Consider the following 13876-nt stretch of genomic DNA (forward strand, 5'->3'; position numbering starts at 1 on the left):
TATGTATGGCAAGGCATCTTGAAATAGGGTCATTGGGCGAACAGCTTGCTACAGACTATCTGGTCGGGATAGGCTGTAAAATAGTGTTAAGAAATTGGCGCTTTAAGAATTTAGAGGTAGATTTGATTGTCATGGATGGGGATACCCTGGTGTTTGTGGAAGTGAAGACAAGATCCGGAACAGACTTTGGGCAGCCATATGAATTTGTGGACCTGCGCAAGCAGCGGCGGCTGGTTCGCGCAGCACAGGCGTACATACTGAAACACGCCTATGTAGGAGAGCTCAGGTTTGATGTTGTTGCAATAACAAATAGTGAAAATCCGGACATTACCTATATAAAAGATGCATTTTGGGACAGCTGAAGGAGGCTGTGGAGTGAATAAATAAAAAGAAAAATAATAATTAGATGAAAAAAATCACCTATTTCATTGCGATTACAGCACTTGCTTTTACTTCTTGTAAGTCCAAAAAAACAGCTTTGGAGTTTGCGGCTCCGGGGCCGAATCAGGCAGTGCTAAAAGGAAGTCCTGTGCAACTGAAATTGAAATTCGAATCGGTAACAATGGATTCTGTTGCCTATTTCGTGGACGACAGGCATGTAGGATCTTCTACCGATACGGCAGCAATAACTGTCGACACGAAAGATATGGCCTATGGTCCGCGTAATATTTCTGCCCTGGTCTACAGCGGTGGTCAGTCTGATTCGGTGTCGAGTACATTTTTTATTGTTCCTGCTGCGGCCAAAAATTATGGATTTGAGGTTGTTAATAAATACCCGCATGACACAACTGCTTTCACCCAGGGGCTGCAGTTTGCAGATGGGGTGCTGTATGAATCCAATGGACGCTATGGCGAATCCAACCTCCGCAAAGTGGACCTGAAAACAGGAAAGGTACTGAAGGAGATCAAATTCGATGAGAAGACCTTTGCCGAGGGCATGACGTTGGTAGGCAATAAACTTTTTATGCTGACCTGGCAGCAGGGGGAAGGATACGTGTTTGATAAAAATACATTTGCAAAAGAAAGTTCTTTTAAATACGAAAATAGTAAAGAGGGCTGGGGAATTACCTACGATGGAAAGCGCCTGATTAAATCCGACGGATCCAACAAATTGTATTTCCTTGATGCTACCACCGGTAAGGAACTCCATGCCATTGCTGTCTATGATGAAAACGGGCCGGTGGACGAACTGAACGAATTAGAATATATTGATGGAAAAGTATATGCCAATGTGTATCAGAAGGATATTATCGTCATTATTGACCCTGAGACCGGAGCCGTAGAAGGACGGATAAACTTAGTAGGTATTTACGAACATACTTCCGCTTATGATAACGAGCTCAATGGTATTGCTTATGATCAGGCCAACAAACGTCTTTTTGTAACGGGTAAACTGTGGAATACTTTATTTGAGATTAAGGCCATCGAACAGTAGCTGATCTTAGTATTGCTTTAATAAGCTAAAGGGAATGTCAGGAGAGGGACATTCCCTTTTTTGCGTGTTTTATCGATTCATTGTTGCATTAAAGGTGTTATCAATTTGATACGCCGGTTATTGGCTACCGCTGGGCAATAAATCCTGTTCACACCTTGGTTGCAAGTGCTAGAAGATGGAGCTTTTTTGCTAGGTCTTCCCAGCAGGGAATGATTGTCCCCCATGGAGAGGTGGTGATTTTGCACTTAGGGGCTGGCTGAGATATCCTTTGCCCAGTTTATATATCGCGATAAAAAGAAGAGTCCCAATCATAACAAAAAAGGGATGAGCGTACGCTCATCCCTTTTTTGTTATGATTGGGTCCGATTAATAAATCGGAGTAAAGCTCCAGTTGTCATCAAAACGGGTAGAACCATTTAGACCGGTGGTCACATAACCTGTTCCTCCAATGGCATAACCCACTGCATCGTATCTGGCAGTCCCGCCGAAATTGGTATTGTCTGTAGTCCAATAGTCACCACTAACGTTATATTTCGCAACGCTGTTGATCGCTATACTGCCTTTCAGGCCGCCGACAAGGAAACCGTTGCCATTGATGGTGAAAGCTGTTGCATTTGAGCGTGTTAAGTCGTAATTATATGTTCCGTCGTTTCTAGATATATCTGCCAATTGCGTCCATTTGCTTCCGTCAAATTTGTAGAAGTCTTTTGGATTACTGCTATTGGAAACGCCACCACCAATATAAGCAATATTGTTGATCATAAACACAAACGCTCCTTTGCGTTTCGCTGTGAATGGTGCGTCGTTGATGGCTTCCCATTTATTTGCAGTCGGGTCGTATTTGAAAAATTGGTTGGTAAACGTAACAGCATTATTAATGGCTGTTTCGCCTGTTCCTACATACGCTTTACCGTCAATACTGAAAGCAACTGCACTTGCCAACGGAATTGGCAAATCGGCAATTCTGGTCCATTGTTTACCTCTTTCTGCTGCAGGATCGAATTTATAGAAGTCTTGAAGGTAATTTGAACCATCGTTACCGCCGCCTACATAGCCAAAGTCGCCGATAGTAAATGCAATAGCATTACGACGGCCACTGCGTTCAGCATCATCCGCCAGTGGATCTTTTTCGCTCCAGCTGTTGGAAGCAGGGTCATACGCATAAGTGGTCTTTAAATGGATAGGTCTGCTACCTGCATTATTGGATTGACCGGTGGTTACGTAAGCTATGTTTTTGATCACAAAACTTGCTGCCGCAGAAGTTTGTGGACCTTTATAAGCTGCTTTTTGAAACCACTCTGTCGATTTCTCATCTTCAGTATCATCACTTTTCTTACAAGAAGAGAATGTTGTAACTGTAACTACAAAAGCAGACAATACGAGTAGCCAATTTTTCTTGTTCATAAATTATTGAAATTTAGTATATAGGATGTTTAATTTAATTCTTGGATCATTGCCATCTTTTGCCAATATCAACCTATTTCCTGTATTAAACAACGCCGCAGGTATGATGCTATTAGCCGAAGTCTGCGAGGCTGTAGGCGGTAAAGATAGATATAATGAAGTATTTTTATATGCTGTTGTCTTAATTTTATTTAAATAATCAATCAGATTGAATGTATATTTTCCATTATCTGATCCGCCTGTCGATGATAGCCTAGCCACTTGAAGTACGCTAGGATAGTCCAGAGATAATAGTCCACTGACCGGAGTGCCCTCGCTGTTCGCAATCAGCAGCGTCAGGAATTCTGGTTGTTCAAATGTTGTCTCATTGCTGTTTTCTGCTTCGATCGACAGCTCAACCTTATTAATTGCAATGGAAGGATCATTCACCAATTGTAATAACGTCGGGAATTCTATTTTCGCTACAACTCCCGTGGAGCCTTCCAAAAAGGTATATCCTGCTGTCTGTTCTACCGAAATCTCCGGATTAGATACATTCATCGACGCAAATTTCGTATTAGAACGATCTGCTTCTATACTATTGTACTGGTAAGCTTTGTTGTCAATCGTAAACTGCTGTTTGCCGGCAGCTTTGACTCCTTCATTGTTTTCAAAGGAGTAATGGACCTGCAGGTATACAGTGTCTTTGAAACCGATCAACGTTGTATTGTTTTTATCCGGTACAAGCGCCAACCCTTTGAAGTATTCCTGAAAATCTGTATTATTCTGGATTCGGTTATCGCCGTTTTTGATCAAGCGAAAGAGTTCGGTGCTGATGGTATTGTTAAATCTAAAAAACAAGGAGTCTATTGACTTCACTCTTGGATTGAAGGAGAGTGCTGCCAATGGAGTAGTTTCATATGCAAATTTCTTCTGTGAGAAGATACTGGCCGTGCTGACATAAAATGGGCGTTCACTTGCGGGCTGTGTGGAATTGATCGGGGTCAATGTGATGTCTTCCGTAACACGGTGGACCGCTATCTTTTGCATTTTTGTGGTATCTCCATAATAATATTTATTGGGAGCAAGTACCAATGTAATCGAATCCAATATGGCATCATCGGGAATGCTTTCTCCGTTGACTGTGCCTATACCTAGTCGAAAATAAGACGTTGAACTTACACTTCCGGTAACGGGATTACGATTTTTACCTACCAATATTGTCCCCGTTGCTGAAGTTGGAATATCGTCAAGCTGAAAAGTAGAAACTTTGACGGAAACCGTATCAATGGGAACCACCCCAATTGATTCGCCCCGTGAATTATCTAAAGAGAGTGAAATATCCTTATTACAACCAACAAATGCTGCTAGCGTAAGAAGTGGGAGTAAAAATTGTATACTACGTCTCTTAAAGTGTTTGATCATATTAATTTTTGAATAGTGCAAAAGTAATCAATGCTTACTGTTAATCAGTGTTATATTTTGTTAAATATGGTTAATTACCACAGCGATTGCAAATCTAGTAATTTAAATTTGTTTTCGTTATGGGTAGAAGATTTAAATTGCTGATCACTTTGATCGTTCTGATAGGTGCGGGAATCAGTGTTGTGCTGGGAATCTGGCTATATGGGAGCTATACCAACCGCCGTGATCTCTTCTTATCGACTGCCGAACGCTCGCTCTTTAATGTGGTACAGGAAGTGTATCAGGCCGAAAACGGCGATCAGCAATTGGACGGCCCCGTTGCGGACCGTGACCGGCTGCTGGACGACATCAGACGAGAACTGGCGCCGCTGCTTGCAGAGCAGGAGCTGGATCAAGCGCTGCAGCGGGTGCGTGAGCAGCAGCCATGGGGTCATATCCATACGCAGCGGGGCGCGGACAGAAAAGTAAAGATCTATTCTAAGGATCGTGATAATCCGACGATCATACCCCCTTTTTTGTTTCGCGACTTTGACATGAATAAGACCATTTTGAACCTGATCGACAAAAAGTTCCGCGAATCGTTAGGCAATAAAGGCATCGACGTGCCATACCAACTGGATGTGGTGAGTATCCCGCGTGACCAGGTCAAGGATGTGCGACGGAAATACCGCGAGCAAAATCTTGCATGGACAAGGCCCATGATGGTCAATCCGGCGAAGGGTGAATTTCTAGTGGTCAAGTTTCAGGAAGACTGGAAATATCTCCTGTATAGCCTCAGCTGGCAGCTGTTGATTTCACTGCTTCTGATCGGTCTGTTGCTGGGTACTTTTTTCTATCTGATGAAGACTATCTTTCAGCAAAATAAAATGGCGGAACTGCGTAAAAACTTTGTCGATAACATGACGCATGAGCTCAAAACCCCAGTATCTACCGTGATGGCTGCTGTTGAGGCGATTCAGCTTTATGGGGTGCAAGATGATAAAGAGAAGATGAAGCGCTATCTGGATATTTCGAAAAAAGAACTAGAACATCTTTCGACCATGATCGAAAAAGTGCTACAGATGGATATTGACGCTTCCAGGGGAATTGTATTACAGCGCGTGGATTTTAACCTCGTGGCGACGGTCCAAAGCGCCATAGAAGTTGCACAGCTCAACAAAACGAAGGTTGTCACTATAGAGCTTATTGCAGAGAGTATGGAGATCATCGTCAATGGCGATGAATCGCACCTCCGAAATGTGATCAATAATTTACTGGAAAACGCCATAAAATACGCAGGTCAGCAAGTGACGATAAAAGTTGAACTAAAAACTCTGAAAGAAAATGTGCAAATTCGTATTACAGATAACGGTAAAGGGATTGCTCCCGAATACCAGCAGCAGATTTTTGACATGTTCTTCAGGGTACCCTCCGGCAACCTGCACGATGTCAAAGGTTTTGGGCTCGGGCTAGCCTATGTCAAACAGGTGGTCAAGCGACATGATGGCAAAATCACTGTGGAAAGCGAACTGGGCAGAGGCAGTACGTTTGCTGTACGCTTGCCTTATTAGCGCCTCGGAGAATACATTGAAATAATTTGAATTGACTCAAGGTAGTATGATTGATATTTTATACGTTGAAGACGAGCCCAGTCTGGCCATGATTGTTGCCGACAGTCTGGAAGCGAATGGTTTCAGGGTCGAGCACTGCAATAACGGGTATGAGGCTTTAGCTGCCTTTAGCCGAGCCAAACCGGATATTATGGTGGTAGATGTCATGATGCCGCTGATGGACGGGTTTACCTTGGCGTCAAAAATACGGGAGATGGATACCTTGATTCCCATTATTTTTCTGACAGCCAAGGTACAGACAGAAGATGTGGTGAGGGGCTTTCGTCTCGGTGGTGACGACTATGTCAAAAAACCTTTTAAGATAGAAGAACTAGTGGTGCGGATCGAGTCCCTGCTCAAAAATAGTCCCAAGATGTTGTTTGGACAGAAACTGATGATAGGCGATTATACGTTGGATAGTCTGAAACATCAGTTGATTTACCGGGGTGAGGTGCTAAAACTGTCTTTCCGCGAAAGCGAACTTTTGCGGAAACTCTATGAGCAGAAAGACAAGGTGATCCCCAGAGAGGATATCATGCGGGCCTATTGGAGTCACGATAAGTACTTTACCGGGCGCAGTTTGGATGTATTCATTAGCCGTATCCGAAAGTACCTAAGCCAGGACAGCCGCATCAAAATTACAAACGTCAGGGGAGTAGGATATATGCTTACCGTGGACTGAGACGTCTCCCGCTTTTTCCACCGCTTTTTGCACCACCCATACCGCGGATATGGTAGGTGAAACTCAGTATTGCATAACGGGTAATTGCATTGGATTGTGATGCGCGTACCCATAGATCGTTGACCTGCTGATTGATATTTTTGTTGTCGTTAAAAATATCGAACACCGTGAGATTCACCTCCGCATTCCGTCGTCTGAACAACTTTTTACCCAAAGAAACGTTCCACAGTAAGCTGGTCGTGCTCGGCGAATTCAGCATACTGCCATTGTAGAGATAGTTGAATGTCGAATTTAATGTCCAGGTTTCAAGCAGAGTCAGCGCAACAGAATTACTAATGGTGTGCTTGTAGACCGCATAATTCGACTGTGCCGTGGCAGAATTTTTCGAAAAAGATAAGTTGCCATTGTAATCCAGACCAATAATGACATCCTTGCTGAATGCGCTGTTGATACCTATACGCTGATTGATACCATAGGTCTTTGCATCGACCTCTGCAAAATTTAGCAAGGTGTAGTTCTGGTTGAAATACATGTTGTTGTTGAGGTTCAGGTTGAGTTTGAGCGGTTCAATCCGGTAGCCGAGACTATTGTGCCATCTGAGGTTGTACACGCCGTCAACGTTTTCGGGCCTCGTATATTGGCCTCCCGGACCCAGTACAACATCATCCGTAATGGTATAGGCCGTATCTGTGGTAAAAATAGTATTGGCAATCTTATTCTGGATAAAATCTGCTGTAAAATCCGAGGTGAAACTTCTCCCTGAAGCCTTGTTGACGGATCTGAACTGCAGGACTAGGTTATGGTCATACTCCTGCTTTAAATCTGGATTTCCCGAACTGATCCGCAAAGGGTTCTGATTGTCGATAAAGTCCTGAAGCTGCTCAATCCCCGGTGTATTCGTTTTGGTATGGTACCGGAATTCGATACGCGTTTCTTTGTTGAAATTATACTGAAAATTTAAATTCGGAAGCAGACTGTTAAAATGGCTTTTCGTTTTCAGTGCATTGGGAAACAGCTTGTCGTTAACCCGTGCCGCAGTCTGATAGTCCAGCCCGACCTGGAAACGTATGCTGTCTTTTTTATTAAAAAGATAAGATGTACCTGCGCTGTGATAGATGAAATCATTGCGGAACTCATTGGATAGTCTGTTTTTCAGTTCGCCCAATTGCCCGGTCTCGGCCAGAAATTCATAAGTTTTGCGGTCCGAATAACGGCTGGTATTCCTAAACGTATAATTCACCTGGAGGCGGGAATATTTATCCAGCATTTCGGTATACGCGACTTTCGAACGGAAACCGTTGTTGTCAGCGTGGCTGTAACTCCGGTTGTCCACAGTATCAATCCGGCTGGAGTCCCCGTTTCGGTAATACGTGTTTAAGGCATAATTTGCCGCCTCGGCCTTGTTCGTGCTGAGCGAGCCATTGATGTTAAAGCTGACCGTGCGGCCCGGCTTATTCAATCGGCGCATATACGTGAGGTCACCGCCCCAGCTGAAGTTTTCGCCAAAGCTTGCGCTATTTCTGTCGGAGCGATTGAGCATTTCGGTTAAGTTCAATAAGGTGCTGCTGTGAGAACTACCATTTCTATTGTTGCTCTGATAGGAAAAGCTGGGCTGTATATCCAATTTTTGAATAGAGTCTATTTTCCAGTTGGCGCGTATAGAGAGTGCGTGATTATTGCTATATGTGTTTCCGGCCTGCTGCTGATTGCTGATCTGGTTTGCCCTATTGCCGGCAGTATATTCTGTTTTATTCTCGCTGACCGTATTATTGTCTGAATAATTGTAGGTATAATTGGCGTTGAAATCCATGCGATCCCGTAAAAATCGGTCAAGATAATTGAACCCAGCATTGAAGCGCGTGGTGATGCCCTGCCCCGTACGGCCCCGTGTATTGCCCCGCGGCGCAAAACCGTTGGGCTGATTGACATTGTTGCTGTTGATGTCGATTGAATACTGGCGCTTCGGATTCATTTTTGTCACCTGGGTATTTACTGCGTATTTATGATCGGGGCCGGCACCACCGGAGATTTTCCCAAAATATGATTTCCGTTTTTCGGGCTTGGTGACAATATTGATGACCTTCATCCTTTTGCCGTCATCAAAGCCGCTGAATTTGGCCTGTTCTGTCTTATCGTCAATCAGCTGTACTTTAGCGATGACGTCTGCGGGCAAATTTTTAAGGGCAACTTTTGGGTCTGTGCTGAAGAATTCACGTCCATCAATGATGATCTTGTTTACCGCCTCGCCCTGTGCCTTCACATTTCCATCTTCGTCGATTTCTACGCCCGGAATCTGCTTAATCAGTTCGTCGGCATCCGCAAAATCCTGTGTTACATATTTTTTGGCATCAAATTCAAGTGTGTCACCACGTACCTGAACACTACTGGGCGAAATGCTGATTTCGTCCAATATGATTTCCGAGTTATTGAGCTTGAACGTTAGGTCAACAGTCTTGTCCAGTAACCGGACTTTCCGGATATCGGCCGCATAGCCCATCGGCTGCACCGAAACCAGATACTCACCGCTGGGAAGCGGCCGGCTGACAAATTTGCCCAATATATCCGTTGGTATCTGAGTCCGGCTTGAATCTTTTAGTGCGATAATCGTCACGCTGGCGCCAGATATCGGTTTCGAATTGCTGTTGTCCACAAGCTTTCCGGAAATATATTGCTGGCCAAAGGCTTGCGCCCCCCACAGCACAAAACTGAATGATAGTACAAGAAAGGCCCAGGGATTGATTTTCATTGGTTAGGAATCGCTGCTTAGTTTAATGACCTGATGACAGTTATAATTTTATATTTTTCAAATTTAGGCGACTATGGAATACAAATTACTATCATTTTAGTTACAATAGCATTTGCCGAACCGGATAGAGACGTCTATGCGCTGAAAACACGTATAGCGATAGATCAGAACATAATAATTGAGAAACAATAGCCATCGCTAAGAGCAGATAAGCTCTTGTCATATGCCGCGCGCATTGTATTGCATTTGAAAGGCAATTTATCTAAGTTTGCAGTAGAATTAAAAATCAACTGAACAGTAGCGTATGAAAGATAGTGTTTTGAGTAGAAAAGAGCGGATCATGAAGGAAGCTTTGCTGCTTTTTTCAGAACAGGGTTATACCAATACGTCTACCAAAACGATTGCACAGAATGCCGGTGTTTCGGAGGCTTTGATTTTCAAACATTTTGGTAATAAGGATGCGCTTCTGGTCTATCTGATCAAGTCCGGGTATCGCAAAGTGCTGACGCATCACCGTGGGATGATGACTTACCGTGAGCCGAAAGACTTTTTGCGGACCATGATCAACCTGCCGAACAAGCTGGTGACGGCCGAACCAATATTCTGGAAACTGCAGGAACGTCTGTCGCACCATCCTTTTTCTAAACAGCAGCACGAACAGTTTATGAAGCCCGTGCAGCCCATTATTCATCGTGCGTTTAAGGAACTGGGATATGAAAATCCCGAACTTGAAACACAGTTCCTGCTGTTGATCATAGATACGCTATGGAAGAAAGAAGCAATCGGTGAATTGGAGCATGTGATGGAACTGACGCTGTTTCTGGAAAAAAAGTATAATCTGATTTAGCTTATTTCATTACATTCTGACTTTTTATAAGCTGCGCCAGCAGAGTACTGGATCACTCTACAGCCCCCCCGTTCATTACCTCGATGATCCATGCCTCTGAACTAAACCTTGCTGCATAACTATCCTGTTTTTACAATCCGTAGCACATGGCCCCAGTCATCCCATACGATGCACTTTCAGCTGTTAATCCCTCGATAACGTTTGGCGCCAGATTGCCCTTTTGTCGTGTCGCTTCGTCAAGAGATCAGTTCATGATTGAGCATCTCATAGGTTTGTCGTGCGTCTTTTTGCGTGTTTATATTAAATTGTTGCAAAATCAATTTCATTTTCTCCAAAATTATGACGTTATTAGTACTCAATTTAATTCATTATACAAACTAATTTATGTTCAAAAAACTTGGTCTCGGACTATTGGCTTTGGCCGGCACGATTTCATTCCTGCGAGCACAAGACAAGAAAGATTTTGTGAAATATATCAATTCCCAGCACGATTGGGTAGATGCGGTATTCAATACATTGACACCAAAGGAAAAAGTTGCTCAATTGTTTTTGGTGCGGGCGCATACGAATCTGGGCCAGAAGTATATCGATTCTGTTGCACAGGTTGTGAAAGACGAACAGCTTGGTGGCCTTGTTGTATTTCAGGGTGGACCCGTGCGGCATGTGGACATGTTCAACCGTTATCAGTCCCTGGCAAAGGTACCGTTGATGATAACTTTTGATGGTGAATGGGGGCTTGGTATGCGGATGCCGGATTCTACGTTATCTTTTCCTTATCAGATGACCCTCGGAGCTGTGCAGGACAATCAGCTGATCTACCGGATGGGCCGCGAAGTTGCACAGGATTTTCACCGGATTGGTATGCACTTCAATTTTGCGCCGGATGTGGATATCAACAATAATCCTAAAAACCCGGTAATCGGTATCCGTTCATTCGGCGATAATAAATATAATGTTACCCAAAAGGCAAAGGCCTATATGGACGGCATGGTTGATGGTGGTATATTGGCATCCATCAAACATTTCCCGGGACATGGAGATACTGATGTCGACTCACATTATGATCTGCCACAGTTACCTTTTGATAAAAAGAGGCTCGATACGCTGGAAATGTATCCATTCAAAGAGCTTATCAATGCTGGAGCTCCCGCGGTGATGGTGGCACATATGAATATTCCGAGCCTTGATGCTACTCCCAACATGCCTTCGTCAATTTCAAAAAAGGTTGTTACGGACCTTCTCCGGAATGAGCTCGGTTTTAAGGGGCTGACCGTCACCGATGCGATGGACATGAAAGGGGTGAAAAAATTTTTTCCGAACGGAGAGGCGGATGTACAGGCGATCATTGCGGGACATGATCTGCTGGAAGTGTCGGAGAACAGTAAACGGGCGATTGACCTTATCCTGAAAGCCATCGACGAAGGGCGTATTGCACAGTCCGATATCGATGCCCGCGTAAAGCGTGTACTTGCGGCCAAGCTGTGGTTGGGGCTGGATAAATATCAGACGACATCGCAGCAAAATTTATACGCGGACCTTCATCGGGCATCTGCCATACAGCTGATCGATGAACTGTCCAATGCGGCAATCACTGCGCTTAGATCAACGGACAAGTTGAAATCTTTCAAAAAGGAGCTGCCGACAGCAATTATTAATATTGGCATCCCGGCCAATCAGACCTTCCAGGATGATCTCATTAAAGGTCTGAGTAATGCAACAGCGTATTTTGTCCCCGACAGCATCAGCAAAGACGAAATGAAGCGCCTTGTCAAAGAGATCAAGAAAAACAAGCAATATATCATTGCCGTACATGATACCAGACTTCGTCCGCGGCCTTCCCTCGTGCTGAATGAAAATGTACAAGGTCTAATGAACAAGTTTGCCAAAAAGTCCATTCTGACTTTATTCACCAACGCCTATGCCCTGGATGGCATTGAAGCTTCGAAAAAAGCCAAGACGATTTTACTAGCCTATCAGAACGATGCATTTATGCAACATGCTGCTGCGAAGACCGTCCTTGGCCAAAATATCCCAAAGGGGAAATTGCCGGTAACCATCAACAAGAAATTTAAAACGGGACACGGAAAATAGACTCTTTTAAAATCACACTAAAACAACAACCCTCCTCGGATGCCGCTGAAGAAGCAATCACTCCTGGAGGGTTATTTTATTTAAATTCTTTTCTTAAAGGTCTTCGTCAACTTCCCGGCTATCGGAAGGCCGGCTTTCGTTTTTCATCCTGTCAATGGCCGTGACGACGTATTTATAGCGGTGGCGCGGCTTGATGTCGTCATCGGTGTACTGGAGTTTATCCGCGTCATAGCTGATAGAAATGATTTTGCTGGGATCTTTGATGTTGACCCGTTCGCCTTCAGCAAAACGATAGACAACATACCCGTAGGCGGATTCGCCATCACTTGCCGCATCGGGTTTTTGCCAGAAGAGCGTATTCATTTTACCGTTGGCCAAAGATTTTACGAGTAATCCAAAGGGTGCGTTGGGCGCGATGCTGTCCAGCCATGGCATTGTAGGTGGCAATGCAGGTGCACGGTAGAGGTCATTTCGCATGGAGTCCTGTAGCCCCGCGAGATTATCAGTAAGCGACCGCGAGCTAAAATAAATACTTCCACCTACAAGATGCTCTTCCCGTAAGTGCCGCACCTGTCGTGGAATCTGGCTTTTGTCGGTCCACCCAACTTTGTTTTCTGTGACGCGGTATGCACCGTGTCCGACATAAAAATGCCGCCCGTAGGTATGTCGTTGCCACCAGGATACCAGTATTTCATAAGCTGCCGCCCGGTTTTTAAAAGGAAAGTAGATCTGCGGATTGATATAGTCTATCCAGCCTTCCTGCATCCATTTGACCCCATCGGCATAGAGCTCCCGGTAGGCGCTCAGGCCCCGTGTTTCGGATCCCGCACTATTATTCTCCTTATTATCCCATACACCGCAGGGACTGATTCCGTATTTGACATAAGGCTTGACTCGTTTGATGGCAGTCCCCAGATCTCGTACGAGCATGTTGACGTTATTGCGGCGCCAGTCTTCGATATGCTCAAAGCCGTTATTATATTGTGCAAACGTCATCTGGTCAGGTACTGGAGTGCTCCGGCTGTCCGGATAAGGGTAAAAATAGTCGTCAAAATGGATGCCATCCACGTCATAATTCTTGACCACGTCCATAATGACGTCGATGATATATTTGCGTACTTCGGGGAGTCCGGGATTAAAAAGTTTTTTCCCCGCATAGGTAAAGAACCATTCAGGGTGCCTTTTTGTGATATGGTCGTCCGAGAAATGTGCTGGGTTTAAGGTCGTCGACGCCCGATAGGGATTAAACCATGCGTGCAGCTCCATTCCCCTTTTATGCGCTTCTTCGATCGCGAATTGCAGTGGGTCGTAAAAGGGGGACGGAGGTTGTCCCTGTTTGCCCGTAAGATATCGGCTCCAGGGTTCCCTGCTCTTTGCATAAAAGGCATCAGCAGCAGGGCGAACCTGTAAAATAATGGCGTTTAGGCCCGCGCTTCGATGCTGGTCCAAAAGGTCGATAAATTCCTGTTTTTGTTGTGCTACATTACTGCCCGCCTTGACAGAAGGCCAGTCTATATTACCTATAGTCGCTACCCATACACCGCGAAACTCTCGCTTAGGTAGCTGCTGCGGGTATGTTTTAATTGATAATAAACAAATAACAAAGGCAAAAAAAGAATATAAATATGTTTTCCCGGTCATTCTATAAATTATAGCCAACAAAGATAGGGAAGCATTT

General features: G+C 44.4%; 10 protein-coding genes. 6 read left to right on the top strand and 4 right to left on the bottom strand.

The annotated features are described in order from the left end of the window. The first annotated feature begins 5 nt into the window (after nt 1-5). A complete protein-coding gene (locus tag FGL37_RS08900; RefSeq protein WP_028071750.1) occupies nt 6-362 on the top strand; it encodes a YraN family protein in 357 nt (118 codons plus the stop codon). A 44-nt stretch (nt 363-406) separates the two neighbouring features. After that, nucleotides 407-1435, top strand: coding sequence for a glutaminyl-peptide cyclotransferase (locus tag FGL37_RS08905; RefSeq protein ID WP_028071751.1), 1029 nt, complete (start codon nt 407-409; stop codon nt 1433-1435). A gap of 366 nt (nt 1436-1801) precedes the next feature. Here the strand turns inward: FGL37_RS08905 and FGL37_RS08910 are convergent, their stop codons facing one another. Both FGL37_RS08910 and FGL37_RS08915 read right to left on the bottom strand, forming a co-directional pair. After that, entirely contained in the window at nt 1802-2839 is a 1038-nt protein-coding gene (locus tag FGL37_RS08910; RefSeq protein WP_028071752.1) for a Kelch repeat-containing protein, read from the bottom strand. 3 nt (nt 2840-2842) lie between these two features. Continuing rightward, nucleotides 2843-4243 carry a DUF4270 family protein gene (locus tag FGL37_RS08915; RefSeq protein ID WP_028071753.1) on the bottom strand — a complete coding sequence of 467 codons (1401 nt, stop codon included), beginning with the start codon at nt 4241-4243 and terminating at the stop codon, nt 2843-2845. Nucleotides 4244-4362: 119 nt separating this feature from the next. Between FGL37_RS08915 and FGL37_RS08920 the strand changes: the two genes are divergently transcribed. Both FGL37_RS08920 and FGL37_RS08925 read left to right on the top strand, forming a co-directional pair. Then, the gene (locus FGL37_RS08920; RefSeq protein ID WP_037534281.1) at nt 4363-5793 is read left to right on the top strand and encodes a sensor histidine kinase; all 1431 of its coding nucleotides are present in this window, start codon (nt 4363-4365) and stop codon (nt 5791-5793) included. Between the two features lie 46 nt (nt 5794-5839). Further along, entirely contained in the window at nt 5840-6514 is a 675-nt protein-coding gene (locus tag FGL37_RS08925; RefSeq protein ID WP_028071755.1) for a response regulator transcription factor, read from the top strand. On the opposite strand, the gene FGL37_RS08930 is transcribed toward FGL37_RS08925, so the two are convergent. Next, the gene (locus tag FGL37_RS08930) at nt 6501-9260 is read right to left on the bottom strand and encodes a TonB-dependent receptor (RefSeq protein ID WP_051607280.1); all 2760 of its coding nucleotides are present in this window, start codon (nt 9258-9260) and stop codon (nt 6501-6503) included. The genes FGL37_RS08925 and FGL37_RS08930 overlap by 14 nt on opposite strands. A 304-nt stretch (nt 9261-9564) precedes the next feature. Between FGL37_RS08930 and FGL37_RS08935 the strand changes: the two genes are divergently transcribed. Together FGL37_RS08935 and FGL37_RS08940 are read left to right on the top strand one after the other, a co-directional pair. Continuing rightward, a complete protein-coding gene (locus tag FGL37_RS08935) occupies nt 9565-10107 on the top strand; it encodes a TetR/AcrR family transcriptional regulator (protein ID WP_028071756.1) in 543 nt (180 codons plus the stop codon). Between the two features lie 384 nt (nt 10108-10491). Beyond that, nucleotides 10492-12198, top strand: coding sequence for a glycoside hydrolase family 3 protein (locus tag FGL37_RS08940; protein ID WP_028071757.1), 1707 nt, complete (start codon nt 10492-10494; stop codon nt 12196-12198). A gap of 93 nt (nt 12199-12291) precedes the next feature. Here the strand turns inward: FGL37_RS08940 and FGL37_RS08945 are convergent, their stop codons facing one another. Next, on the bottom strand, nt 12292-13839 hold the full coding sequence (locus FGL37_RS08945) for a glycoside hydrolase family 10-like protein (protein ID WP_028071758.1): 1548 nt from the start codon (nt 13837-13839) through the stop codon (nt 12292-12294). Nucleotides 13840-13876: the final 37 nt, after the last annotated feature.

Origin of the sequence: Sphingobacterium thalpophilum, from assembly GCF_901482695.1 — a bacterium.
GTDB classification, from domain to species: domain Bacteria; phylum Bacteroidota; class Bacteroidia; order Sphingobacteriales; family Sphingobacteriaceae; genus Sphingobacterium; species Sphingobacterium thalpophilum.

Excerpts from the sequence above, each read along its gene's own strand:
- FGL37_RS08900 (WP_028071750.1), top strand. The coding sequence starts at position 6 with ATGGCAAGGCATCTTGAAATAGGGTCATTGGGCGAACAGCTTGCTACA.
- FGL37_RS08905 (WP_028071751.1), top strand. The coding sequence starts at position 407 with ATGAAAAAAATCACCTATTTCATTGCGATTACAGCACTTGCTTTTACT.
- FGL37_RS08910 (WP_028071752.1), bottom strand. The coding sequence starts at position 2,839 with ATGAACAAGAAAAATTGGCTACTCGTATTGTCTGCTTTTGTAGTTACA.
- FGL37_RS08915 (WP_028071753.1), bottom strand. The coding sequence starts at position 4,243 with ATGATCAAACACTTTAAGAGACGTAGTATACAATTTTTACTCCCACTT.
- FGL37_RS08920 (WP_037534281.1), top strand. The coding sequence starts at position 4,363 with ATGGGTAGAAGATTTAAATTGCTGATCACTTTGATCGTTCTGATAGGT.
- FGL37_RS08925 (WP_028071755.1), top strand. The coding sequence starts at position 5,840 with ATGATTGATATTTTATACGTTGAAGACGAGCCCAGTCTGGCCATGATT.
- FGL37_RS08930 (WP_051607280.1), bottom strand. The coding sequence starts at position 9,260 with ATGAAAATCAATCCCTGGGCCTTTCTTGTACTATCATTCAGTTTTGTG.
- FGL37_RS08935 (WP_028071756.1), top strand. The coding sequence starts at position 9,565 with ATGAAAGATAGTGTTTTGAGTAGAAAAGAGCGGATCATGAAGGAAGCT.
- FGL37_RS08940 (WP_028071757.1), top strand. The coding sequence starts at position 10,492 with ATGTTCAAAAAACTTGGTCTCGGACTATTGGCTTTGGCCGGCACGATT.
- FGL37_RS08945 (WP_028071758.1), bottom strand. The coding sequence starts at position 13,839 with ATGACCGGGAAAACATATTTATATTCTTTTTTTGCCTTTGTTATTTGT.